General features: G+C 71.2%; 20 protein-coding genes. 11 read left to right on the top strand and 9 right to left on the bottom strand.

Annotated elements, in window-relative coordinates; all coding sequences use genetic code 11:
• The first annotated feature begins 39 nt into the window (after positions 1–39).
• A complete protein-coding gene (locus ACFYOY_RS04650; protein ID WP_351883817.1) occupies positions 40–906 on the top strand; it encodes an amidohydrolase family protein in 867 nt (288 codons plus the stop codon).
• A 93-nt stretch (positions 907–999) separates the two neighbouring features.
• On the opposite strand, the gene ACFYOY_RS04645 is transcribed toward ACFYOY_RS04650, so the two are convergent.
• Complete coding sequence (locus tag ACFYOY_RS04645) at positions 1,000–1,878, bottom strand: LLM class F420-dependent oxidoreductase (RefSeq protein ID WP_351883819.1); 879 nt, start codon at positions 1,876–1,878, stop codon at positions 1,000–1,002.
• Between the two features lie 230 nt (positions 1,879–2,108).
• Here ACFYOY_RS04645 and ACFYOY_RS04640 point away from each other — a divergent pair, with 230 nt between their 5' ends.
• The 6 genes from ACFYOY_RS04640 to ACFYOY_RS04615 all read left to right on the top strand — a co-directional run bounded on the left by ACFYOY_RS04640 (position 2,109) and on the right by ACFYOY_RS04615 (position 10,992).
• Entirely contained in the window at positions 2,109–2,846 is a 738-nt protein-coding gene (locus ACFYOY_RS04640; RefSeq protein WP_093463028.1) for a response regulator transcription factor, read from the top strand.
• Between the two features lie 80 nt (positions 2,847–2,926).
• Positions 2,927–4,744 (top strand): HAMP domain-containing sensor histidine kinase, encoded by a 1,818-nt coding sequence (locus ACFYOY_RS04635; RefSeq protein WP_351883821.1) that lies wholly within the window; start codon positions 2,927–2,929, stop codon positions 4,742–4,744.
• 26 nt (positions 4,745–4,770) lie between these two features.
• Positions 4,771–6,069 (top strand): bifunctional glycosyltransferase family 2/GtrA family protein, encoded by a 1,299-nt coding sequence (locus ACFYOY_RS04630; protein ID WP_351883823.1) that lies wholly within the window; start codon positions 4,771–4,773, stop codon positions 6,067–6,069.
• Positions 6,066–8,420 (top strand): ArnT family glycosyltransferase, encoded by a 2,355-nt coding sequence (locus ACFYOY_RS04625; protein ID WP_388584785.1) that lies wholly within the window; start codon positions 6,066–6,068, stop codon positions 8,418–8,420. Before ACFYOY_RS04630 ends, ACFYOY_RS04625 begins: the two co-directional genes overlap by 4 nt.
• A gap of 184 nt (positions 8,421–8,604) precedes the next feature.
• Positions 8,605–10,128: an MFS transporter gene (locus ACFYOY_RS04620; protein WP_351883827.1), complete on the top strand. Its 1,524-nt coding sequence runs from the start codon at positions 8,605–8,607 to the stop codon at positions 10,126–10,128.
• Between the two features lie 81 nt (positions 10,129–10,209).
• On the top strand, positions 10,210–10,992 hold the full coding sequence (locus ACFYOY_RS04615; RefSeq protein ID WP_351883829.1) for a TetR/AcrR family transcriptional regulator: 783 nt from the start codon (positions 10,210–10,212) through the stop codon (positions 10,990–10,992).
• 128 nt (positions 10,993–11,120) lie between these two features.
• On the opposite strand, the gene ACFYOY_RS04610 is transcribed toward ACFYOY_RS04615, so the two are convergent.
• The 3 genes from ACFYOY_RS04610 to ACFYOY_RS04600 form a co-directional block, all read right to left on the bottom strand.
• Complete coding sequence (locus ACFYOY_RS04610) at positions 11,121–11,972, bottom strand: YceI family protein (RefSeq protein WP_351883831.1); 852 nt, start codon at positions 11,970–11,972, stop codon at positions 11,121–11,123.
• 281 nt (positions 11,973–12,253) lie between these two features.
• Positions 12,254–14,872, bottom strand: coding sequence for an MFS transporter (locus ACFYOY_RS04605; protein WP_351883833.1), 2,619 nt, complete (start codon positions 14,870–14,872; stop codon positions 12,254–12,256).
• 8 nt (positions 14,873–14,880) lie between these two features.
• Entirely contained in the window at positions 14,881–15,369 is a 489-nt protein-coding gene (locus tag ACFYOY_RS04600) for a MarR family winged helix-turn-helix transcriptional regulator (protein ID WP_351883835.1), read from the bottom strand.
• Between the two features lie 204 nt (positions 15,370–15,573).
• On the opposite strand from ACFYOY_RS04600, the gene ACFYOY_RS04595 reads away from it, so the two are divergent.
• Positions 15,574–15,774, top strand: a complete 201-nt coding sequence (locus tag ACFYOY_RS04595; RefSeq protein ID WP_351883837.1) for a hypothetical protein — start codon at positions 15,574–15,576, stop codon at positions 15,772–15,774.
• A gap of 67 nt (positions 15,775–15,841) precedes the next feature.
• On the opposite strand, the gene ACFYOY_RS04590 is transcribed toward ACFYOY_RS04595, so the two are convergent.
• The 4 genes from ACFYOY_RS04590 to ACFYOY_RS04575 form a co-directional block, all read right to left on the bottom strand.
• Complete coding sequence (locus ACFYOY_RS04590) at positions 15,842–16,669, bottom strand: hypothetical protein (RefSeq protein WP_388584779.1); 828 nt, start codon at positions 16,667–16,669, stop codon at positions 15,842–15,844.
• 65 nt (positions 16,670–16,734) lie between these two features.
• Entirely contained in the window at positions 16,735–17,565 is an 831-nt protein-coding gene (locus tag ACFYOY_RS04585) for an RNA polymerase sigma factor SigF (protein ID WP_351883841.1), read from the bottom strand.
• A gap of 188 nt (positions 17,566–17,753) precedes the next feature.
• Positions 17,754–18,587 (bottom strand): RNA polymerase sigma factor SigF, encoded by an 834-nt coding sequence (locus tag ACFYOY_RS04580; RefSeq protein WP_059147253.1) that lies wholly within the window; start codon positions 18,585–18,587, stop codon positions 17,754–17,756.
• 161 nt (positions 18,588–18,748) lie between these two features.
• The gene (locus tag ACFYOY_RS04575; RefSeq protein WP_165449176.1) at positions 18,749–18,913 is read right to left on the bottom strand and encodes a hypothetical protein; all 165 of its coding nucleotides are present in this window, start codon (positions 18,911–18,913) and stop codon (positions 18,749–18,751) included.
• Between the two features lie 227 nt (positions 18,914–19,140).
• Between ACFYOY_RS04575 and ACFYOY_RS04570 the strand changes: the two genes are divergently transcribed.
• Positions 19,141–20,166, top strand: coding sequence for a 6-phosphofructokinase (locus ACFYOY_RS04570; RefSeq protein WP_351883844.1), 1,026 nt, complete (start codon positions 19,141–19,143; stop codon positions 20,164–20,166).
• 4 nt (positions 20,167–20,170) lie between these two features.
• On the opposite strand, the gene ACFYOY_RS04565 is transcribed toward ACFYOY_RS04570, so the two are convergent.
• Positions 20,171–21,055, bottom strand: coding sequence for a universal stress protein (locus tag ACFYOY_RS04565; protein ID WP_351883846.1), 885 nt, complete (start codon positions 21,053–21,055; stop codon positions 20,171–20,173).
• A 294-nt stretch (positions 21,056–21,349) separates the two neighbouring features.
• On the opposite strand from ACFYOY_RS04565, the gene ACFYOY_RS04560 reads away from it, so the two are divergent.
• Both ACFYOY_RS04560 and ACFYOY_RS04555 read left to right on the top strand, forming a co-directional pair.
• The gene (locus ACFYOY_RS04560; RefSeq protein ID WP_388584775.1) at positions 21,350–22,678 is read left to right on the top strand and encodes a DUF6777 domain-containing protein; all 1,329 of its coding nucleotides are present in this window, start codon (positions 21,350–21,352) and stop codon (positions 22,676–22,678) included.
• Positions 22,679–22,779: 101 nt separating this feature from the next.
• Positions 22,780–23,352: an ion channel gene (locus ACFYOY_RS04555; RefSeq protein ID WP_351883852.1), complete on the top strand. Its 573-nt coding sequence runs from the start codon at positions 22,780–22,782 to the stop codon at positions 23,350–23,352.
• Positions 23,353–23,433 lie beyond the last annotated feature (81 nt).

The following is a 23,433-nucleotide window of genomic DNA, read 5'->3' as shown; positions in this document are numbered from 1 at the left end:
GCTGTGGCACAGACGCCCGGGGCAACTATCGTGACCCGCATGGACGATCCCGCCGTGGTGTCGGTGCAGCGGTTCTGGCAGGAGCTCGGGCTGCCCGGACTCATCGACGTGCACACCCACTTCATGCCGCAGCGCGTACTGGACAAGGTCTGGGCCTACTTCGACGCCGTCGAGCCCCGCTGGCACATCACCTACCGCGAGGAGGAGAACGAACGCCTCGCGGTGCTACGGGCGTTCGGGGTGCGCGCCTTCACCTCGATGCTCTATCCGCACAAGCCGGATATGGCGCGGTGGCTGAACGACTGGTCGGCCGGATTCGCCGCCCGTACGCCCGACTGTCTGCACACCGCGACCTTCTTCCCCGAGCCCGGTGTGGAGGAGTACGTGCGTGCCGCGCTCGAAGGCGGGGCGCGGGTGTTCAAGGCCCATGTGCAGGTGGGGGCGTACGACCCGGGCGACGCGCTGCTCGACCCGGTGTGGGGCACGCTCGCCGAGAGCGGGACGCCCATCGTCATCCACTGCGGATCGGGGCCCGATCCGGGCAAGTACACCGGGCCGGAGCCGGTGGGGCGGGTGCTGGCCCGTCATCCTCGGCTGCGCCTGATCATCGCGCATATGGGGTTGCCGGAGTACGCGGACTTCCTGGCGCTGGCGGAGCGGTACGAGGAGGTGCATCTGGACACCACGATGGCCTTCACCGACTTCACCGAGAGCCGGTGGCCTTTTCCGCGGGCGGAGCGGGGAAGGCTGGCCGCTCTGGGGGACCGGGTGCTGTTCGGGAGCGACTTCCCCAACATCCCGTACGGGTACCTGCACGCGCTGGACGCGCTGACGCGGATCGGCCAGGACGAGGAGTGGCTGCGCGCGGTGTGCTACGGGAACGCGGCGCGTCTGTTCGGGATATGACGCGCGCTTGTCCGGGATATGAGGACCGCCCGGCGCCATGTCGGCGCCGGGCGGGCGGAGCGAAGGGCCGAGGGGGCTGACGGGCTGAGAGGCTCAGCCCTTGTCCAGCGGCAGCGCCTCGGCCAGCGTGCGCCACTCCGCGCGCGGGACGTCGGCCAACGGGCTGTCGGTCACCGCCTGGATCGCGACATGGTCCGCGCCCGCGGACAGGAACTCGTCGACGCGCGCCCGGATCACCTCCGCGTCGCCGAGGGCGAACATGGCGGAGATGAGACGGTCGCTGCCGCCGTCCGCGAAGTCCGCGTCCTCGAAGCCCAGCCGCAGGAAGTTGTTGGTGTAGTTGGGCAGCGCCAGGTAGCGGGCGAGGTAACCACGGGCCGTGGCGCGGGCGCGGTCCAGATCCGTGTCGAGGACGACCTTCAGCTCCGGCGCGAGCACGGAATCCTTCCCCAGGATGTCGCGCGCCTCGGCGGTGTACTCCGGAGTGACGAGATACGGATGCGCGCCGGTCGCGCGGTCGCGGGACAGCTCCAGCATCTTGGGGCCCAGGGCGGCCAGGACCCGCTGGGAGGCGGGGACCGGGGTCGGAGCGGAGTCCAGCGCGGTCAGGTACTCCTTCATCGCCGTGTACGGACGCCGATAGCGCTCACCGGCGAGCGCGCTGTGGCTCACGCCGAGGCCGAGGAGGAAGCGGCCGTCGTGGGCCGCGTTGAGCGCGGCGTGCCGCTCGGCCACATAGGCCGCCTCGTGGTCCCAGATGCTCAGGATTCCGGTGGCGATGGTGATCCGGGAGGTGGCCTCCAGCAGGACACCGGCCTGATCCGGGCTGGGGCTGCCACCGAGCCAGATGGCGCCGTACCCCAGCTCGTCCAGTTCGGCCGCCACCTCGCTGACCTGCTCTGATGGTAGGGAATCCGTCTTCAGGGCCGCGGTCCAGATGCCGATCTTGCCAAGTGCGGGACGAGAACTCATACAGGGGGAAGCCGGAGAGTCCTTCCGCTTATTCCGCCTGCCCCGGGTTGTTCCGCGTCCCTCGCAGGTGTTCCGCGTTCCCCGCAGGTGTTCCGCGTTCCCCGCAGGTGTTCCGCGTTCCCCGTCGTCGTTCCGTGTCTCCGTCGTTGTTCCGCGCCCCCACAGGATTCTCAGGTAATTCACAGGTAGCCGAAAGCGACCTCTCAGGACCCGCCCGGAGGGTAGGGCCCATGATGCCGACCTCGCCCCATGGGCGTACCGAGCTGCTGCGCCCCGATGGGAGCCCCGTCCGGGTGCTGGTCGTGGACGACGAGTCGGCGCTCGCCGACCTGCTGTCGATGGCCCTGCGCTACGAGGGCTGGGAGGTGCGCACCGCGGGCGACGGCGCGGAGGCGATCCGGATCACCCGTGAGCTGCGCCCGGACGCGGTGGTCCTGGACGTCATGCTGCCCGATATGGACGGGCTCACGGTGCTGGGGCGGCTGCGCCGCGAACTGCCCGATGTCCCGGTGCTGTTCCTGACCGCGCGGGACGCGGTGGAGGACCGGATCGCGGGGCTGACGGCGGGCGGCGACGACTACGTCACCAAGCCGTTCAGCCTGGAGGAGGTCGTCGCCCGGCTGCGGGGCCTGCTGCGCAGGTCGGGAGCGGCGGCCGCGCGCAGCGAGTCGGTGCTGGCCGTCGGCGATCTGATCCTGGACGAGGACAGCCATGAGGTGTCGCGCGGCGGCCGGGAGATCCATCTCACCGCGACCGAGTTCGAGCTGCTGCGCTATCTCATGCGCAATCCTCGCCGGGTGCTCAGCAAGGCGCAGATCCTCGACCGGGTCTGGAGCTATGACTTCGGCGGCCAGGCCAACGTCGTCGAGCTCTACATCTCGTATCTGCGGCGCAAGATCGACGCGGGACGCAGCCCGATGATCCACACCCGGCGTGGCGCCGGGTATCTGATCAAGCCCGGGGAGTAGGCACCGTGGCGCACCCCCCGATCCGGCCGTCCGGGGTCCCTGGGACGCCCGGTGTTCCTGAGACGCCCGGTGTCCGCGAAATGCCCGGCGCCTCCGGGCCGCCCCGGAGCACGGGAGCGGCGCAGGGCCGTGCGCACGCCCGGCGCGCTCAGCGGGGCGGGCGCCGCCCCTGGTCCCTGCGCACCCGCCTGGTCGTCTCGGCCGTCGCGCTGATCGCGGTGGTCTGCGCGGTGATCGGCACGGTCACGACCCTCGCCCTGCAGTCCTACCTCCAGGGCCAGGTGGACGACGATCTGCGGGCGTCCGTCGGACGGTTCCTGAACAAGCCGGGCCCGGCGCGTGAACTCCCCCGGGACGACGTGCTCTTCGTCGCCTCGCCCGGTCAGCCCATCGGGACGGTCGGGGCGCGTATCGGCCAGGACGGCGAGATCTCCATGTCCGGCAAGAGCAATGACTCGCCCATGACGAACGACATGGATGTCGAGGGCCGGGTGGACTCCCTGACCAGCGGTCAGCGGAAGGCACTCGCCGCCGTCCCCCTGGACGCACAGGTGCACACCATCGATCTGCCCGGCCTCGGCGGCTATCGGGCCGTGGCCCAGTGGGACCACCGGGAGGGCGGCATCATCCTCGCCTTCCCGCTCGACCAGACCCAGGAGACGGTCAACACTCTCATCCTGGTCGAGTTCTGTGTGGCCGCGGCCGGGCTGGTCGCGGCCGGGATCGCCGGGGCCGCGATGGTCGGCATCTCGCTGCGCCCGCTGCGCCGGGTGGCCGCGACCGCGACCCGGGTCTCCGAACTCCCCCTGCACAGCGGCGAGGTGGCGCTGCGTGAGCGCGTCCCGGCCTCGGAGGCCGATCCGCGCACCGAGGTCGGCCAGGTGGGCGCGGCGCTCAACCGCATGCTCGGCCATGTGGAGTCGGCGCTCGCCGCCCGCCAGGAGAGCGAGACACGAGTGCGGCAGTTCGTCGCCGACGCCAGCCACGAGCTCCGTACGCCGCTCGCCTCGATCCGCGGCTACGCCGAGCTGACCCGGCGCGGCCGGGAGGAGATCGGGCCCGACACCCGGCATGCCCTCGGCCGGGTCGAGTCCGAGGCCGGGCGGATGACCGGGCTGGTCGAGGATCTGCTGCTACTGGCCCGGCTCGACGCGGGCCGGCCCCTGGAATGCGCGCAGGTCGATCTCTCCCCGCTGGTCGTCGACGCCGTCAGCGACGCGCGGGCGGTCGGCTCCGACCACGAGTGGCGGCTGGAGTTGCCCGATGAACCCGCGGTCGTCCACGGTGACGACGCCCGGCTGCACCAGGTGCTGGTCAACCTGCTCGCCAACGCGCGTACGCACACCCCGGCCGGCACCACGGTCACGGCGCGGGTGCTGTGTCGCGGGCCGCAGGCGTCGTCGTACCCCTCGCCGTATCTGCCGTACGGCCTGTCTTACGGGGTGTCCGCAGGCATGTCCCCCGGGATCGGTGGCCCCCGTGGGCACCGTAAGGGCGGCGGCTCGCCATACGCCCCGCCGTACGGTTCGCCGTACGCGGCCGCCCGCGCCGCCGCCGGGGCCTTCGGCCCGCCCCAGCCGCCTTCGTACGTCTCACTGGAGATCGAGGACGACGGTCCGGGCATCCCGCCCGACCTGCTGCCGCATGTATTCGAACGGTTCGCGCGCGGCGACGCCTCCCGCTCCCGCGGCGCGGGTAGCACGGGGCTCGGCCTGGCCATCGTGCACGCGGTCGTGGCCGCGCACGACGGGCAGGTGACGGTGGACAGCGTTCCCGGGCGCACCGTGTTCGGCGTCCACCTGCCCGTCCACCTGCCCGTTCGCCGGGGCGTTCACCAAGCCGTTCACCAAGACGTAACGGACTCACAGGCAGGCCACAGGCTGACCACACAGCCGTGACAGCGCGGCTCGCGACTGTCGACCTCATGCGAACCGACACCCCTCTCGGGGCTCCGCCCGAGACACCCCTGCAGACCTTGCCCGTGCGCGGGCCGGTGATGGCCGAGCTCGGCCGTCCGGTGCTGGACGTCGTCATCCCCGTCTACAACGAGGAAGCGGACCTCGAGCGGTGTGTGCGACGGCTCCACGACCATCTGGCCCGCACCTTCCCGTACGGCTTCCGGATCACCATCGCCGACAACGCCAGCACGGACCGCACGCCCGAGCTCGCGGCCTACCTGGACGAGTCCATCGAGGAGGTGACGGCGGTCCGGCTGGAGCAGAAGGGGCGCGGGCGGGCGCTGCGCACCGTGTGGTCGCTGTCCGAGGCGCCCGTGCTCGCCTATATGGACGTCGATCTGTCCACGGACCTCAAGGCGCTGCTGCCGCTGGTCGCGCCGCTGATCTCCGGTCACTCCGACCTGGCGATCGGATCGCGGCTGGCGCGCAGCTCACGCGTGGTGCGCGGGCCCAAGCGGGAGTTCATTTCGCGGGCGTACAACCTGATCCTGCGCGGCAGCCTGGCCGCCCGCTTCTCCGACGCCCAGTGCGGTTTCAAGGCGATCCGTAAGGACGTCGCGGAGCGGCTGCTGCCGTTGGTCGAGGACACCGGATGGTTCTTCGACACCGAGATGCTGGTGCTCGCCGAGCGGGCCGGGCTGCGCATCCACGAGGTGCCGGTGGACTGGGTCGACGACCCCAACAGCACGGTCCACATCGTGAAGACGGCCACGGAGGACCTCAGGGGTGTGTGGCGGGTGGGGCGCGCGCTGGCCACCGGTGCGCTGCCGCTGGACCGGGTGCGCCGTCCGTTCGGTGACGATCCGCGCGACCGCGAGCTGAGCGGGGTGCCGAAGGGGCTGGCCCGCCAGCTGGTCGGGTTCTGTGTGGTCGGCGCGCTGAGCACGCTGGTCTACCTGCTGCTCTATTCGCTCTTCCGGCTGGGCACCGGCCCGCAGGTGGCCAACGCGCTGGCGCTGCTGCTGTCGGCGCTCGGCAACACCGCGGCCAACCGGAGGCTCACCTTCGGGGTACGCGGCCGGGACCGCGCGATGCGCCACCAGGCCCAGGGGCTGGTCGTCTTCGGCATCGGCCTCGTGCTGACCAGCGGCTCCCTCGCCGCTCTGGACGCCGTCCCCGGCACCGCCTCGCACGGCACCGAACTGGCCGTGCTGATCGCGGCGAACCTCGCCGCGACCGTTCTGCGCTTCCTGCTCTTCCGGGCCTGGGTCTTCCCGTCGGACAGCGGGCCCACCACCGACGACTTGAGGAACGACAACCGATGACGACGTACGACCACGGCACCCGGGACGTCGGACCGCCGCCCTCGCAGCCCCCGGCGACCCCGCAACCCGCGGCGGCCCCGCAGCCTCCACAGCCCCTGGTGGCCTCGGCGACCCCGGCGGCCACGGACGGACGGCGGGCGGGGCGGACCCAGGCCACCGGCGGTTCGCGACTGGCGCGGGCCTGGCGGGGACGGCCGGAGGACCCGCGCTGGGCGCGGCCCGCCCTGTGGGCCCTGCTGACCGTGACCACCGTGCTCTATCTGTGGAGCCTGGGTGCGTCCGGCTACGCCAACCAGTTCTACTCGGCCGCCGTACAGGCGGGCAGCGAGAGCTGGAAGGCGTTCTTCTTCGGCTCCTCCGACGCCGCGAACTCCATCACCGTCGACAAGCCCCCGGCCGCGCTGTGGCCGATGGCCGTGTCGGTGCGGCTCTTCGGCCTCTCCTCCTGGGCGGTCCTCGTCCCCGAGGCGCTGATGGGCGTCGCGACGGTCGGGGTGCTGTACGCGGCCGTACGGCGCAGGTTCAGCGCGGCCGCCGGGCTTATCGCGGGCGCGGCGCTCGCGGTCACCCCGGTCGCGGCGCTGATGTTCCGCTTCAACAACCCCGACGCGCTGCTGTGTCTGCTGATGGTCTCGGCGGTCTACTGCGCGCTGCGCGCGCTGGAGGACGCCCGCACCAAGTGGCTGCTGCTCGCGGGGGTCTGCTTCGGCCTCGGCTTCCTCACCAAGACCCTGCAGGCGTGGCTGATCCTGCCGCCGCTAGCGGTGGTGTACGCGGTGTGCGCCCCGGTGACGTTCCGCCGGCGGATCGGGCAACTGCTGCTCGCGGGGCTCGCGATGGTGGTCTCCGGCGGCTGGTGGGTCGCGATCGTCGAGCTGTGGCCGGCGTCCTCGCGTCCGTACATCGGCGGTTCGCAGCACAACAGCTTCCTGGAGCTGACCTTCGGCTACAACGGTCTGGGCCGGATCAACGGCAATGAGACCGGCAGCGTCGGCGGGGGCGGCCCGCGTGGCGGCGGTGGCGGTGGCGGCAGGTGGGGCGACACCGGGATCGACCGGCTCTTCGGATCCGACATGGGCGGTCAGATCGCCTGGCTGCTGCCCGCGGCGTTCATCCTGCTGGCGGCCGGGATCTGGCTGACCTGGCGGGCGGGGCGCACCGACACCCGGCGCGCGGCCTTCCTGGTGTGGGGCGGGGCGCTGCTGATGACGTTCGCCACCTTCAGCTTCATGTCCGGGATCTTCCACCAGTACTACAACATCGCCCTGGCGCCCTATATCGCGGCGGTCGTGGGCATGGGCGCGGCGCTGCTGTGGGAGCGGCGGAGCGAAGGCGGCCGGGCCGGGTCGGTGGCCTCGGCGGTGCTGGCCGTCACGGTCGCGGTGACCGCCTATATGTCGTACGTGCTGCTGGGGCGGTCGGCGGACTGGCACCCCTGGCTGCGCTGGGCGGTGCTGATCGGTGGGCTCGCGGCGGCGGCCGGACTGCTGCTGACGGCGCGCCTCGGCCGGAAGGCGGCGCTGGCCGCGGCGGGCCTGGGCCTCGCGGCGGGGCTGGCCGGACCGGTCGCGTACACGCTCAACACGGTGGACACCCCGAAGCGCGGCTCCATCGTGACGGCCGGTCCGTCGGTGGTGGGCGGTATGGGCGGCCCCGGTGGCGGCGGCCGGATGGGCGGCCCGCCGGGGATGCAGAACGGACGCCAGGGCGCGGGGCAGCAGGGCCAGGGCCAGGGCGGTCGGCAGGGCATGCCGGGCGGCGGCACCGGCGGCGGTCAGCCGGGCGGCCAGAACGGCTTCCCCGGCGGCGGTTTCCCGGGCGGCGGTTTCCCGGGCGGCGGCCAGCCTCCGCAGAACGGTAAGGGCAACGCCCAGGGCCAGGGCCAGGGCCAGGGTCAGGGACAGGGGCAGAACGGCCGACCGGGCATGCTGCCTGGTGGCGGCGGCATGGGCGAGGGCGGCTGGCGCGGCGGCGGCATGGGCGGACTGCTCGACGGTCAGCAGGTCGACGCCAAGACGGAGGCGAAGCTGGAGAAGAACGCCGACGACTACACCTGGGCGGCCGCGGCGATCGGCTCCCAGAACGCCGCGAGCTATCAACTCGCCACCCAGAAGCCCGTGATGGCCATCGGCGGCTTCAACGGCAGCGACCCTTCCCCGACGCTCGCCCAGTTCAAGGAGTATGTGAAGCAGGGCAAGATCCACTACTTCATCTCCTCGGGCACCGGTATGGGCGGCGGGCCGGGCGGCGGCCAGGGGACGTCGTCCCAGATCACCTCCTGGATCGAGGCCACCTACAAGAAGGTCACCGTGGGCAGCACCACGCTCTATGACCTGACACAGAAGTCCTAGGCGCCCTCCGACTGACGCCAAAGTCCCGTACGTACGGGCCGGTGGCCGGGTTTCCCCCTGGTCACCGGCCCGTACGCGCGTGCGGGGGGTGGACGGTAATTCGCTGTACGGCGTACAGCTGTGCTTGTACGGTGTACAGCGACCACATCGCCATACACCGTAGAAGCCTCTGCCTGGAGTCCCCATGACGGTCTCGACCGCCGACGCCGCCTCCGCTCCCCCCGGTCAGTCCCCGGGTGGTCATCCACAGCGCTGGCTGATCCTCGCCGTGATCTGCCTCGCCCAGCTCACCGTGTTGCTGGACAACACGATCCTCAATGTCGCGGTCCCCTCCCTCGCCCGGGAGATGGACGCGAGCACCGCCGAGATCCAGTGGATGATCAGCGCCTATGCGCTGGTCCAGTCGGGGCTGCTGCTCACCGCGGGCAACGCCGCTGACCGCTACGGCCGTAAGAAGATGCTGGTCGCGGGGCTCGCCCTGTTCGGGATCGGCTCACTGTTCGCGTCGTTGGCGCAGGGGGCCGGCCAGCTCATCGCCGCCCGCGCGGGCATGGGGATCGGCGGGGCGCTGCTGATGACCACGACGCTCGCCGTCGTGGTGCAGATCTTCGACGCGGCCGAGCGGACCAAGGCGATCGGCCTGTGGGGCGCGGTCAGCTCGCTCGGCTTCGCCGCGGGGCCGCTGATCGGCGGCTCGCTGCTGGAGCACTTCTGGTGGGGCTCGATCTTCCTGATCAACATCCCGGTCGCGCTGCTCGGGCTGATCGCCGTGATCTGGCTGGTGCCCGAGTCCAAGGACCCGGTCGGCGACCGGCCCGATCTGCTGGGCGCGGTGCTCTCCACCATCGGTATGACCGGAGTCGTCTACGCGATCATCGCCGGGCCCGAACACGGCTGGACCTCGGTCCGGGTCCTGCTGTCCGCCTTCGTCGGGGTCGTGGTGCTGATCGGTTTCGCGCTGTGGGAGCGTCATATTCCGTATCCGATGCTGGACATGCACTTCTTCAGGGACCGCCGCTTCGTGGGCGCCGTCGCGGGTGGCATCCTCGTCGCCTTCGGCATGGGCGGTTCGCTCTTCCTGCTCACCCAGCATCTGCAGTTCGTGCTCGGCTACGACGCGCTGGACGCGGGGCTGCGCACCGCGCCGCTCGCGCTGGTGATCGTGGCTCTCAACCTCACCGGGGTCGGGGCCCGGCTGCTGCCGAAGCTCGGGACGCCGCTGACGATCGTCATCGGTATGGGGCTGCTCGCGGTCGGCCTCGCGCTCATCGCGGTCCTCGGCGCGGACGGCTACGGCGGACTGCTGCTGGGGCTGGTGGTGATGGGGGCCGGGATCGCGTTCGCCATGCCCGCGATGGCGAACGCCATCATGTCGGCCATCCCGCCGGAGAAGGCGGGGGTGGGCGCGGGCGTCAACGGCACCCTCACCGAGTTCGGCAACGGGCTTGGGGTCGCCGTCCTCGGCGCTGTCCTCAACTCCCGCTTCAGCTCGCTGCTGCCCGCGGCCGCCGCCGGGGCCGGCTCGCTCCCGGCCGCCCTCGACGCGGCCCGTACGCCCGGGGACCGGGCGGCCGTCACCGACGCTTTCTCCTCGGGCTTGGAGACCAGCCAGCTGGTCGGCGCGGCGGCCGTGCTGGCGGGCGGGCTGCTGGCCGCGCTCCTGCTCAGCAGGGCCGAACGATCTTCACAGGAGGCCCCGGCGGCATAGCATCTGCAGGTAGTGAGGTGCCGCGTGCCGGGTCCCGGGACGCGTGGTGCCAGCGCATCGGAGAAAGAGGGAGGCGCCGCCATGGCAACCGGCAGCCGTACCGTCCGCCCGCGGTCCAGCGTCTGGCTCTCCGAACGCAAGGCCCCCAAGCGCAAGGGCGATCAGCAGCCCGTCGGGCTCGACCATCTGAAGATCGTCGCGGCGACGATGCGGCTGCTGGACGCCGAGGGTCTGTCGGGCTTCTCGATGCGGCGGCTCGCGGCGGAGCTCGGGGTGACCGCCATGTCGGTCTACTGGTACGTGGAGACCAAGGACCATCTGCTCGAACTCGCCCTCGACGCCGCGATGGGCGAGATAGCGCTGCCCATCGAGGCGGTCGGCCCCATCGAGGGCCATGAGCACTCCCCGGCCGAGCCGCGGGACTGGCGTGAGCAACTGCGCCAGCTCGCCGCCGAGTACCGGCAGGTGATGGTCCGCCACTCGTGGCTGCCGGCGCTGCTGGGGGAGTACCTCAACATCGGGCCCAACGCGGTGGTCTTCAGTAACGCCGCGCTGGCCGTGATGCGCAACAGCGGACTGCCGGACGACAAGATCACCAGCGCGCTGTCCCTCGTCTACCAGTTCGTCTACGGCTTCGGCACGATCGAGGGCCGCTTCGCCGCCCGTTGCCGGTCGGCGGGACTCACCCAGGACGAGCTGTTCCACGAGACGATGAGCTCGGTCGCGGACCGTATGGAGTTCGACGAGTCGCGGAAGATCATGAAGGCTCGGGGCGGCAATACGGTCGAGGAGATGCGGGACCGCGACTTCACCTTCGCCCTGGACCTCGCGATCGCGGGTATCGAAGCCCTGCGGGACCGGTAGCGCGCGCCCGGCGGGCCGGGGCGCCGCCCCGGGACATCAGGCCGCCGGAGGGTCGGGCCGCCGGGGGCTGCGGGGCGGTCCGGCTGCCGGGCGGTCAGGGCCAGCCCGGTCAGGCGGCCGCCGGGCGGTCAGGCCGTGGGGAGCTCCTCGCCCTGCACCGCCTGTATGTCCAGCTCCACCCGCAGGGTCGTGCCGATCGCCGCGATGCCCGCCGCGACCACCTGGTTGTAGTTCATCGCGAAGTCCTCGCGGCGCAGCTCGGCGATGGCCCGGAAGGCCGCCCGCACCCCGCCCCAGGGGTCGGGGCCCGTGCCCAGGTACGTCAGGTCCAGGTCCACGTCCCGGACGACGCCGTGCATCGACAGCTCGCCATGGACCGTCCAGCGGTCGGCCCCGGCCGCGCTCAGATGCGTGCTCCGGTACGTCAGCTGCGGGTACTCCTCCACATTGAGGAAGTCGGGTGACTTCAGATGGCCGTCCCGCATGGCATTGCCGGTGTCGATGCTGGCGGCCTGGATGACCGCCTCGACGCGCGACTTCTCGATGTCCTCGCCGACCTCGATCCGCCCGCCGAACTCCGTGAACCGGCCGTGCACGCTGGAGATCCCCAGATGCTGGGCGACCGCGGCCACCGTCGAATGCGCCGGGTCGAGCGTCCACACACCGGGCGGGGGAAGCTCCACCCCGCCCTGACGCGCCAGCACCACCGTGCCCACGTCGGCCCGCCCGGAGGCCGTGACGATCGCCGTGGACGCGACCGGGGCATAGCCGACGGCGGTGGCGATGATCGTGTACGGCCCCGGCGGCAGCGGCTCGTCGGTCCGCACGGCGCCGTCCGCGTCGGCCTGCGCGCGCAGCACCTGCGCGCCCGTCATATCCGTGACGGTCAGCACCGCGTGCTGGACCGCCCAGCCGTCGCGGGTGTGGATCCGGGCCCGCAGCCCCGCTCCCCCGCCTGCTCCTGCTCCTGTGGTCGTCATGCCGCGTTTCGCTCCCGCTCGGGTGTCGCTCGTGTTGCTGGTCGTACTGGTCGTGTTCGTGGTGCTCGTCGAGCTGGTCGTACTCGACGTACTCGACGTACTGGTCGTGTTCGTCGCGTTCGTAGTGCTGGTGCGCCGGATCCAGGCGGCGGTGTCAGGCCGTCCCCTGCCTTCACTACACCGCCGCCGGGATCCGGGTTCCGGGACCGGCGGAAAATCCGCCACCCGGACCGGGCCCGGGGCGCGTCTCCGCTCTTACGCGCCCCGGGCCCGGAGTTCCGTCACTCGCCCGGGTGGGCGAGCTCGACGTCGTGGCCGTCGACGCCGGGCCCGGAGACCGTCAGCGCCCCCGCGACCGGCGGGTAGCCGCTCGCGATGACCGTGTAGTCGCCCGCGTCCAGGTCGGTGAAGGCGTACGCGCCGTCCTCACCGGTGGTGGAGGTGGCGACCACATTCCCGGCCGCGTCCACGAGGGTGACCCGCGCGTCCGGCAGCGGCCGCCGGTCGGCTCCGGCCCGGACTATGCCCTGCACTCGGGCGCCGGCCTGCAGGGCTATCTCCACCCGGGTCAGACCCTGGGCGCCCACCTCGACGGGCAGGGCCGCGGGCCGGTAGCCCGGCGCGTTCACCGCGAGCGTGAAGGTCCCGGAGACCAGCTCCTCGAAGCCGAAGTCGCCCTGCTCACCGGTCTTCCCGGTGGCCAGCACCTCGCCGCGGACATCGGTGACCACGACCATCGCCGCGTCGACCGGACGGCCGTCGGCGGCGCCGCGCACGGTACCCACCAGACCGCTGGTGCCCGACAGGACGATGTCGAAGCCGAGCGGGTCGTCCCCGACCACGATCGTGGACGCCTGCGGCTGGTGGCCGTCGGCGGCCGCGATCAGGACGTACGAGCCGGAGCTCGGCGCGTCCAGGGCGTACGAGCCGTCGGGGTGCGCCACCGAGCGGCCCAACTGGCGCCCGGCGAGCGAGATCAGCGTCACCGCGGCGCGGGCGACGGGGCCGCCGTCCGCGTTCCGCACGAAGCCGTGCACACCCTGCCGGGGCTGATGGTCCGCGCCGTCGCCCCCGGCGGAGGCGAAGGCCGCCAGGCGCTGCGGGGCGGTGGCCGCGAGGGCACCGCCCGAGTCCGGCTCGGGCACCCCGGCGGCCGGGGCGCCCACGAGCGCGGGCTCGAGGTCGGCGACCTGTCCGGCGGCGGCCGTGGCCGCCACCGCGTCGGCCGGGGTGGCGTCGGTGGCCGGGGCGTCCGAGGCGGCCGCGGCCTGCTGGGAGCCGGAGTTGGTCTTCAGGGCGACCTCCTTGATGAACAGGGTCAGCAGAAGGCCGAGCAGCGCGGCCGGGGCGGCGAAGAGGAAGACGTCCGCGACACCGTGGCCGTAGGCGCTCTCCGTGATCGTGCGGATCGGCTCGGGCAGCGTCTTGACGTTGGGGATGCCACCGCCGCCGGTGCCGGCGTGGCCCAGTGCGGCGCCCTTGGGGCCGAGGTCGGCCAGGCCGTCCTTGACGTAGTGGGTGACGCGGTTGGCGAGCACCGCGCCGAGCGCCGAGACGCCCACCGCACCGCCCAGGGAGCGGAAGAAGGTGACGACGGCACTGGCCGCGCCGAGGTCCTGCGGGGCCACCTGGTTCTGGGTGGCCAGCACCAGGTTCTGCATCATCATGCCGATGCCGAGGCCCATGAGCGCCATGTAGATCGCCATGTGCCAGTACGGGGTGTCGTACCGGATGGTGCCCAGCAGCCCGAGGCCCGCCGTCACCAGCACACCACCGATGACCAGCCATGCCTTCCAGCGACCGGTCTTGGTGATGACCTGACCGGAGACGGTCGAGGAGATGAACAGGCCACCGATCATCGGGATGGTCATGACGCCCGACATGGTGGGCGTCTCACCCCGCGCCAGCTGGAAGTACTGGCTGAAGAAGACGGTGCCGGAGAACATCGCGATACCGACGAAGAGCGACGCCAGCGAGGCGAGGGTGATCGTCTTGTTGCGGAACAGCCGCAGCGGGATGATCGGCTCGCGCGCCTTGGACTCGATCAGGATGAAGATCAGACCGAGCGCGATCGAACCACCGACCATCGCGTAGGTCTGCCACGAGATCCAGTCGTACTTGTCGCCCGCGAAGGTCACCCAGAGCAGCAGCAGCGAGACCGCTGCGCTGATGAAGAAGGCGCCACTCCAGTCGACCTTGACGTCCCGCTTGACCACGGGGAGCTTCAGGGTCTTCTGCAGCACGATCAGCGCGATGACGGCGAACGGAACGCCGACGTAGAAGCACCAGCGCCAGCCCAGCCAGGAGGTGTCGGTGATCACGCCGCCCAGCAGCGGACCGCCGACGGTCGCGACGGCGAAGGTCGCGCCGAGGTAGCCGCTGTACCGGCCGCGCTCACGCGGGGAGATCATCGCCGCCATGACGACCTGGGCCAGGGCGGACAGACCGCCCACGCCGACGCCCTGCACCACACGGCAGGCGATCAGCATGCCGGGGTTCTGCGACAGACCGGCCACCACGGAGCCCGCGACATAGATCAGCAGGGCTATCTGGACCAGCAGCTTCTTGCTGAACAGATCGGAGAGCTTGCCCCACAGCGGGGTGGCGGCGGTCATGGCCAGCAGGGTGGCGGTGACGACCCAGGTGTAGGCGGACTGACCGCCGTGGAGATCGGCGATGATCTCGGGCAGCGCGTTGGAGACGATCGTCGACGACAGGATCGCGACGAACATCCCCAGCAGCAGCCCGGAGAGCGCCTCCATGATCTGCCGGTGGGTCATCGGCGCCGAGGGGTCCGCGTCGTGGCCGTGGTGGCCCCGGTGCCCTCCTCCGCCGTGCTTGGCGTGGGCGGGGTGCCCCGCGGGTCCCCGCACACCGCCGTCCGGTGTGGTCGTTGCCATGAAGTTCCTTAACGTTGCGAAGGCGTACGGGTGATGCTGCTCTCGGCCTGTTGGGGCACGGCCCGGGAACGCGTGTCCCCGAAACTCGTCCGCAATCGGTCGAGAAGTTCGTTGAGGTGGTCGACGTCCTCGTCCGACCAGTCGCTCAGACAGTTGGCGAGCGCGTCCGTGTAGCGCTCGGACACCTGACCGAGCAGGGTTCGTCCGCTGGCGTTGATGCTCAGCAGCCGCGACCGCCGGTCGAGCGGGTCGGGCTTGCGGTCCACCCAGCCGCGGTCCGCGACATGTGCCACATGCCGGCTGGTCACCGACATATCGATGTCGAGGAGCTCGGCGAGCTTGCTCATGCGCATCTCGCCGTAGCGGTCGAGGAGCATCAGGACGATGGCGGCGCCGGATGGGCAGTCGGTCGGCAGGACGCGCCCGAGCCCGCGCTTGACGGTGCCGATGGCGCTGAGCTGCCGGGCCAGCTCCTCGTAGTGGCGCTGTGTGGCCACGGCACCCCCCAGAGGGATTGGTCAGTTGCTTAAGGCAACCATAGAAGAAGTTAGTTGCAACAGGCAAATGAAAGGGCGGTCTGGGCGGTAAATTGCCGTTAAAGAGTCGTTCTGGAGTCGGTCAAGTGGGGCGGGCTGAGACGCGAGGTGCCGCTGAGACCCGGGGGTGTCCCGGAATCCGCTCGTTCGCTAGGGTCGGGGCCCATGGCGAACAACCCCCAGAGCCCCAACGGCAACCAGGACCCGTCCGGTTCCACTCAGATGTTCCGCGCCTTCGTCGACGAGGGCACGCGGCAGCCTCAGGCGTCCACCGGAGCGAGCGGCGGTTCGCGCGTCGGTGTGATCGTCGGTGTGATCGCGGCGGTCGTGATCGTCGCCGCGGTGGCCTGGCTGGCGCTGGGCTGAGCCCCGAGCCCTGACGCTTCCAGCGGGGGCATGAGCTCCCGCGCACCTTACGGCTGCCGGGCCGGCCTTACGGCTTCCAGGTGACCGAGACGTCCCTCGTCTCGATATGCATGCCCAGCGGCACCCGCCAGTCGTCCACGCACACTGTCCAGGTCTTCTCCTTCTTCTGGCCCGCGCCGATCGGCGCGGGCAGCTCTTCCTCGGATTCGAGCGTCGCCCAGTCGATGCCGAGGAGGTCGATCACATGCGTCGAGAAGGTGACGGTGCCCGAGGCGACGGCGGATCCTCCGGTGTTGCGGAACTCGACCTTCACCTTCTCGCACCAGCGCTCATCGGTCGCCGTGCGCTCCGGCTTGCCGACCTCGAGGGCGGCCGGACCGGTGGGCGTGGGGGAGCCGGAGGGGTCCGAGGGGCCCGAGCCGGGCCCGGAGGGCGAGGGCTTCCCCGGCCCGTCGCCTTTGGGCCCGTCGTCGCCCTTGGGCCCGTCGTCCGTATGCCCCGGGGTACCGGAGCCGCCCTTCCCGCCGCCTTGGCCGTCCGTGCGGCCGGGGGCCTGTGCCGATGCCGAGGGCGCTCGCGAGGCCGGTCCGTCCGTTCTGCCGTCCCCGGTGGCGGCGGGGCCGGACGCGCCCTGGTCGGGCTTCTTGCCCGTGCCGCCCTTACCGTCGCGATCGTTCCCCGTGCCGTCCTCGTCCAGGGGCACCAGGTCGACGCCGCCCTTGGGCGGTACGGCCTTCACGCTCCGCTGGCCGTCGGGCCCGGCCGCTCCGGCGGCGACATAGCCGTCGCCGCCTGCGCCGCAGCCGCTGAGCAGGGCCCCCAGGCACAGCGCGGCCGCCGAGGAGGCGATTGCCGTGCCTCGGCGGCCGGTTGTCCGGCTCCATGCGTATCGCATCGGGCCAGTGTGTCTGACGCCCCGTCAGGTGTACAGGGATCCGACAGGGCGACCGGTCGGTCGGCTCAGTCCGAGATCAGGCCCTCGCGCAGCTGGGCCAAGGTCCGGGTGAGCAGCCGGGAGACATGCATCTGGGAGATCCCGACCTCTTCGCCGATTTGCGACTGCGTCATATTGGCGAAGAAGCGCAGCATGATGATCTGGCGCTCGCGCGGCGGCAGTTTGGCCAGCAGGGGCTTGAGCGACTCGCGGTACTCCACGCCCTCCAGTGCGCTGTCCTCGTACCCCAGCCGGTCGGCGAGCGACCCCTCGCCGCCGTCGTCCTCGGGGGACGGGGAGTCCAGGGAGCTGGCCGTGTAGGCATTGCCCACGGCGAGCCCGTCGACCACGTCCTCCTCGGAGACGCCCAGCGCCGTGGCGAGCTCGGGGACGGTCGGGGAGCGGTCGAGCTTCTGTGACAGCTCGTCGCTGGCCTTGGTGAGCGCCAGCCGCAGCTCCTGCAGCCGCCGCGGGACCCGCACCGACCAGCTGGTGTCACGGAAGAACCGCTTGATCTCGCCGACGACGGTCGGCATGGCGAACGTCGGGAACTCCACGCCCCGTTCGCAGTCGAAGCGGTCGATCGCCTTGATCAGGCCGATGGTGCCGACCTGGACGATGTCCTCCATCGGCTCGTTACGGCTGCGGAACCGGGCCGCCGCGTAGCGGACGAGCGGGAGGTTCAGCTCGATGAGGGTGTCACGGACGTAGCCGGCCTCCGCACTGTCCTTCTCGAGTGTGGCGAGCCGCAGGAAGAGGGAGCGGGAGAGGGTGCGGGTGTCGATGGCGTCGCAGTCGTCAGGCATGAGCGGTGCGTCGTTGTTGAGCACCTTCGAGCTGCCCAGTTCTACGGACATGCCACCCCCTAGAGGTCGCGGACGGATCCCAGCTGCGCGGTTCACGTCCGACGCAGCCTTCCCCTGAATACCGGAGGTCGGGCCCCGTCAAACGCGGTTCCTGCAGAATGTCACATGTCGGCAACACGCTGTAGCGCCAAGTCGACATTACAGCCTTGAGGTGCCGGGGCGCAGGTCCCTCGCAAGGATCAGGACTCGATCCGATTTGCGGACCTCAGCCTGGCGAAGCTGCGGGAGAGCAGCCGGGACACATGCATCTGGGAGACGCCGAGCTCGGCGCTGATCTGAGATTGCGTCAGATTGCTGTAGTAACGCAGCAAAAGGATACGCTGCTCGCGCTCGGGCAGTTGTACGAGCAGATGGCGCACCAGATCGCGGTGCTCGACTCCGGCGAGCGCCGGATCCTCGTAGCCGAGCCGGTCGACCAGCCCGGGCAGTCCGTCGCCCTCCTGGGCGGCCTCCAGGGAAGTGGCGTGATAGGAGCGGCCCGCCTCGATGCAGGCGAGCACCTCCTCCTCGCTGAGCTTGAGCCGTTCGGCGATCTCGGCCGTCGTCGGGGAGCGGCCGTGCAGCACGGTCAGGTCCTCGGTCGCGCCGTTGACCTGAACCCACAGCTCATGCAGCCGGCGCGGCACATGGACGGTGCGGACGTTGTCGCGGAAGTAGCGCTTGATCTCGCCGACGACGGTCGGCATGGCGAACGTCGGGAACTGCACCCCGCGGTCCGGGTCGAACCGGTCGATCGCGTTGATCAGACCGATGGTGCCGACCTGGATCACGTCCTCCATGGGTTCGTTGCGGCTGCGGAAGCGGGCCGCGGCGTAGCGGACCAGCGGCAGATTGGCCTCGATCAGCGCGGCGCGCACACGGGTGTGCTCGGGGGTTCCGGGGGTGAGGCCCGAGAGCTCGGCGAAGAGCACCTGGGTAAGCGCTCTGGCGTCAGCCCCGCGGCTTCTGCCGCTTTCGCTGCCGCCATCGCCCTGGGGCGGGGTTCTGGGCGCGGTACGGGCCGACACGGTCACGCCACCCCTTCACGATTACTCACCCGGCAAAAGCGGTCATAGCATCACAAGACATGTGCACTGTGTGCAAGCACCGCTTTACCACGTGTTGGTGGAGGAATCGCCCAATAAGGGGCCAACGGGGGCGGTGGTTCGAGGGGTGGGAGCGGGGTGGAACGAGGCTATTTGGTCAGTTCCGTCATGAACTCGCCGACGCTCGTCGCGGCGTCCGATATGCCCTCGAAGCCGACCTGGACGAGGTCGGCTGCCCTGGCCGGCGTCTTGATGATCGTGTACAGCACGAAGACGATCAGCATATAGAGCACGATTTTCTTCGCCTGGGCCATCTGTGCTGCCTCTCCCGCTGTGCCCTTGTGCAGTCGCGAGAGTCTATCCACACCTCTGGCGCATCAGTCGTATCAGTCGGATGAACGGACTGGTGTTGTGGAAACGGTCCTTCGCCGGTGTGGGCGCCGCGCTACAAATGGGTGGATTCTGGAGAAGGAGGGGGTGGCACGAGTGGCGCCAGAAGGAGCGGGGGCAGCGGCTCGCGGCGTCGGCGGAGGGAGCGGAGATGCGTGTCGGTGTGCTGACCGGCGGCGGTGACTGCCCCGGGCTCAACGCCGCGATCCGCGGCATCGTCCGAAAGGGCGTGGAGGTCCACGGTTTCGAGTTCGTCGGAGTGCGGGACGGCTGGCGCGGCGTGCTCGAAGGAGCCATCGTGCCGCTGGACGTCCCGGCCGTGCGCGGCATCCTGCCGCGCGGCGGCACCATCCTCGGCTCCTCCCGGACCAACCCCCTGGCCAGCGAGGACGGGGTCGGCCGCGTGCGGGAGACCCTCGCCGAGTACGAGGTGGACGCGCTCATCGCGATCGGCGGCGAGGACACGCTCGGAGTCGCCGCGGCCCTGGGTGGCGAGGGCATCCAGGTGGTCGGGGTGCCCAAGACGATCGACAACGACGTGGCCGGCACCGACTACACCTTCGGCTTCGACACCGCCGTCAATATCGCCACCGAGGCGATCGACCGGCTGCACACCACCGCCGAATCCCACACCCGCGCCCTGGTGGTCGAGGTGATGGGGCGGCATGCCGGCTGGATCGCGCTGCACTCGGGCATCGCGGGCGGGGCCAACGTCATCCTGATCCCCGAGCAGCCCTTCGACATCGACCAGGTCTGCGCCTGGGTGGAGAACCGCTTCAAGATCAGGTACGCACCGATCGTGGTGGTGGCGGAGGGGGCCGTGCCGAAGAAGGGGCAGATGGTGGTCAAGGACTCCAGCCGGGACGAGTTCGGCCATGTCCGGCTGTCCGGCATCGGCGAGTGGCTGGCCCATGAGATCGCCGATCGCACCGGCAAGGAGGCCCGCACCACGGTCCTGGGCCATATCCAGCGCGGTGGCACGCCCAGCGCCTTTGACCGCTGGCTGGCCACCCGCTTCGGGCTGCGCGCGATCGACACCGTCCGCGACCAGGACTTCGGCACGATGGTGGCGCTGCGCGGCACGGACATCGTGCGCATACCGCTGGCGGAGGCCACGGCGGGCACCAAGACCGTCGATCCCGCGCTCTACTCCGAATTCGGGGTGTTCTTCGGCTGAGCGCTCAGAGCGCGGGATGCGGCACGACCGCCACCGCGCAATGGGCGTGGTGCAGTACGGGATGGGCGACCGGCCCCAGCCGCAGCTCGGTCGGCCGGGTGGCCGCACGGCGCCCGATCACCAGCAGCCCGGCCCGCTCCGAGGCCCTCACCAGAGCCTCCGCCGGATTGAGCAGAATGACGTCCGGCACCACTGTGACCTCCGGATATCTCTCCCGCCACGGCCGCAGGGCGTCGGAGACCACCTGACTCTCCTGGTCCTCCCACATCGCGCGGTCCTCCTCCAGCACCGTGAGCATCCAGGCCGACGGGGAGGCCGGGGGCAGCGCCCACGCATGCACGACCCGCAGCGGCACGCCCCGCTCCTGGGCGGCGCGGAACGCGAAATCGGCCGGCGCCTCGGCCGGGGCATGCGCGTCGAAGCCGAGCTGCACCTCGTCCGTATGCGCACCGTCCCATCCGGCGCCCGTACGCCGCGCCTCCGGGACCGTGACGACGGGGCACTGAGCCATCGCCGCCACCCGCAGCGCCACGGAGCCCACCGCCAGCCCGTCGAAGCCTCCCCAGCCCCGGGCCCCGACCACCAGTAGCCCGGCGCCCGCGGCGGCCGTGAGCAGCGCCTCGGCCGGTTCGGCGGCGGTGTGCTCCCCGACGATCTCGAGGTCCGGATCGCGCGCCCGGAAGTCGGCGACCGTCTGCCCGAGCATCTGCTCGCCCACGTGCTGCCAGGCGTCCGCCCCGGGCACCGGCGAGACCCTGCACGGCAGCGGCGGACTGGCGTGCACGAGCCGCAGGACGCGCCCGCGCCGCGCCGCCTCCCGCGCGGCCCATTCGGCCGCCGTAAGGCTGCGCTGCGATCCGTCGACCCCCGCCACGACAGCGCCGCTCATCCGGGTCCTCCTCGGCTGCCGTCCGTTCTCCGGTCCGTTCCCCTGCCAACTGGAGCAGGTCCGTTTAGTCTAGATACGCGGCGAACATCCGACATGGGGGCGCCGCACACAGACCGCGAGGGGCAGCGACCGCCCCCGGTCCGGGCCACCGGACCGGGGGCGGTACTGCGAGCGGCGGCGGGCGAACGCGGTCCAAGTCCCCCGAAAGTGGGGTGAGATGTCAAGGTTTCGGGGGAAGCGGGGGCGTGCAGGGCGAGCGCAGGATGGGGGGCGAGGTAAGGGAAGGAGAGGGAAATGCGCTCGATCTCATGGCACCTCACCTCACGTCGCTCAGCACTGTTCGTCGGTTTCGTCGTCGTGGTGGCCGTCGTGGTGGTCCTTGGGATGGTCTCCTCCTCCGAAAAGGCCTCCGGGAAGGCTTCTGGAGAGGCTTCCGGGGAAGCCCCCCGATTCGCCTCGACGGTCGAATACCGGCGCGAACCCGTCGGAAGGACCTCGGTCCCCGCGTTCACCTCCTCCGTCGGCCATGACCGCAAACACGTGGTCTCGCCGTCCAACGGAGGCCGCGCCTTCCGCGGCGACACCCCCGGTCTCTACGCCGGCGTCCGGAACCGGCAGCCCTGCGACCGGCAGGGACTGACCCATGACCTCGACGCCGACAAGAAGAAGGGGGCCGCCTGGAGCCGGGTCCAGCACATCAGCCAGGACGACATCCCCGGCTTCGTCCAGCGGCTCACGAGCGTCACGCTGCGCTCCGACACCTATGCGAAGACCTACGGCTACCGCGGCGGAGTGAAGCCGGTGCCCGCCGTCCTCCAGGCCGGAACGGCGGTTTTCGTCGATGAGCACGGCGCGCCCGTCGTGAAGTGCGACTCCGGAAATCCCGTAAGGGTCTCGGCCCCGCCGCGCAACGCCAAGCCGACCTTCACCGGGCCCCAGTGGAACGGTTTCTCCCGGACCACGGTGACCGTCATCCGGCCGGCCACGAAGGACGTCAAGCACCTCGTCCTGGTGGGGACCGGCAAGACCGAGCTCCTGAAGCGCCCGCTCGGCGACGGTGACGGCAGCGGGGACCCGCGCGACACGGTGCTGGCACGGGCCGACTACCCGTCCTCCCTGGCGATGCCGGGCGAGCAGCACGCCCCGCGTCTGCGGGAAGCGCCGAAGGTCAGCCTGAAGCCGTCCGACCGGTTCACCCCGCTGGAGACCGATCGCCCGTCCGGGACCCCCTCGCAGCAGTCGCAGCCCTCCGACCAGCCGTCGGATCCGGGCCAGCAGCCGCAGGACCAGCCGTCGGATCCGGGCCAGCAGCAGCCGCAGGACCAGCCGTCGGATCCGGGCCAGCAGCAGCCGCAGGACCAGCCCACGGATCCGGGCCAGCAGCAGCCGCAGGACCAGCCCACGGATCCGGGCCAGCAGCAGCCGCAGCCCCCTCCGAACCAGCCCCCGCCCAATCAGCCGCCCCCGAACCAGCCTCCGCCGAACCCGCCTCCGCCGCCCCAGCCCCCGCCGAACCAGCCGCCGCCCAACCAACCGCCCCCGAACCAGCCTCCGCCCCAGCAGCCCCAGCCCGACCCCAACCAGCAACAGCCCCCGCAGCAGCCACCCCCCTCCGGCCCCTGACCGCCGGGGCCGCCCCGGCCCCGCCGTAACGGCGTCCGTTCGGCGCAACCGAACGGACGCCGGGCGCGCTCCGCGCACCATCCGGCGGCAGCATGGTCACCATGGTCCCGCCCGCGTTTCTGACCAGGACGATCAGGCTGCTGCTCGGCCGCGGGGACCGGCCGCTGCACACCCAGGCGGCCGTCGCGGCCACGCTCGTCCTCGGCGTGGTCATGCTGCTCGGCTCGTACGCCGTTGTGGCGGTCGAGCGCCACGCCTCCTCGGCGAACCTCACCAGTTACCCAAGGGCCCTGTGGTGGTCGGCCGAGACGGCGACCACGGTCGGCTACGGCGACTTCTACCCGGTCACGCTCTGGGGGCGACTGATCGCCTGCGTGGTCATGTTCGTCGGCATCACCACCTACGGCATGATCACCGCGGCCATCGCCGCCTGGTTCGTCGACCGAGAGCAATCCCGCAGGCACCGCCTGGCCGAGGCCGTCCACGGCCGCGTTCTCAGTGGCGAACGGCGCCTCTCCGCCGACGCCGCGGCCCTGTACGAGCGCTTCGACCGCCTGGAAAGCATGATCTCCTCGACCGGCGGACGTCACCGCGACGGCCACGACGACGGTCACCGCGACAGCCATGGCGACGGCGACAGCCATGGCGACGACACGGGCCGCCCGGCTACCTGACCCGCTGACCCGTCGTGGCCGGCCCGGAGCCCAGCGTCGGCGGCCCGAGCCGCCGAAGAGCCGCCGAAGAGCCGCCGACGA

The sequence above is a fragment of the Streptomyces sp. NPDC007875 genome (genome assembly GCF_042868035.1).
GTDB lineage: Bacteria > Actinomycetota > Actinomycetes > Streptomycetales > Streptomycetaceae > Streptomyces > Streptomyces antimycoticus.
Note: the sequence above shows the minus strand (reverse complement) of the source record. Positions and strands in the feature narration are given on the sequence as shown.

Coding starts and splice junctions, on each gene's coding strand:
- ACFYOY_RS04650 (WP_351883817.1), top strand. CDS start 40: ATGGACGATCCCGCCGTGGTGTCGGTGCAGCGGTTCTGGCAGGAGCTC.
- ACFYOY_RS04635 (WP_351883821.1), top strand. CDS start 2,927: ATGCCCGGCGCCTCCGGGCCGCCCCGGAGCACGGGAGCGGCGCAGGGC.
- ACFYOY_RS04615 (WP_351883829.1), top strand. CDS start 10,210: ATGGCAACCGGCAGCCGTACCGTCCGCCCGCGGTCCAGCGTCTGGCTC.
- ACFYOY_RS04565 (WP_351883846.1), bottom strand. CDS start 21,055: ATGAGCGGCGCTGTCGTGGCGGGGGTCGACGGATCGCAGCGCAGCCTT.
- ACFYOY_RS04630 (WP_351883823.1), top strand. CDS start 4,771: ATGCGAACCGACACCCCTCTCGGGGCTCCGCCCGAGACACCCCTGCAG.
- ACFYOY_RS04585 (WP_351883841.1), bottom strand. CDS start 17,565: ATGTCCGTAGAACTGGGCAGCTCGAAGGTGCTCAACAACGACGCACCG.
- ACFYOY_RS04575 (WP_165449176.1), bottom strand. CDS start 18,913: ATGGCCCAGGCGAAGAAAATCGTGCTCTATATGCTGATCGTCTTCGTG.
- ACFYOY_RS04605 (WP_351883833.1), bottom strand. CDS start 14,872: ATGGCAACGACCACACCGGACGGCGGTGTGCGGGGACCCGCGGGGCAC.
- ACFYOY_RS04590 (WP_388584779.1), bottom strand. CDS start 16,669: ATGCGATACGCATGGAGCCGGACAACCGGCCGCCGAGGCACGGCAATC.
- ACFYOY_RS04645 (WP_351883819.1), bottom strand. CDS start 1,878: ATGAGTTCTCGTCCCGCACTTGGCAAGATCGGCATCTGGACCGCGGCC.
- ACFYOY_RS04555 (WP_351883852.1), top strand. CDS start 22,780: ATGGTCCCGCCCGCGTTTCTGACCAGGACGATCAGGCTGCTGCTCGGC.
- ACFYOY_RS04640 (WP_093463028.1), top strand. CDS start 2,109: ATGATGCCGACCTCGCCCCATGGGCGTACCGAGCTGCTGCGCCCCGAT.
- ACFYOY_RS04625 (WP_388584785.1), top strand. CDS start 6,066: ATGACGACGTACGACCACGGCACCCGGGACGTCGGACCGCCGCCCTCG.
- ACFYOY_RS04595 (WP_351883837.1), top strand. CDS start 15,574: ATGGCGAACAACCCCCAGAGCCCCAACGGCAACCAGGACCCGTCCGGT.
- ACFYOY_RS04620 (WP_351883827.1), top strand. CDS start 8,605: ATGACGGTCTCGACCGCCGACGCCGCCTCCGCTCCCCCCGGTCAGTCC.
- ACFYOY_RS04560 (WP_388584775.1), top strand. CDS start 21,350: ATGCGCTCGATCTCATGGCACCTCACCTCACGTCGCTCAGCACTGTTC.
- ACFYOY_RS04610 (WP_351883831.1), bottom strand. CDS start 11,972: ATGACGACCACAGGAGCAGGAGCAGGCGGGGGAGCGGGGCTGCGGGCC.
- ACFYOY_RS04570 (WP_351883844.1), top strand. CDS start 19,141: ATGCGTGTCGGTGTGCTGACCGGCGGCGGTGACTGCCCCGGGCTCAAC.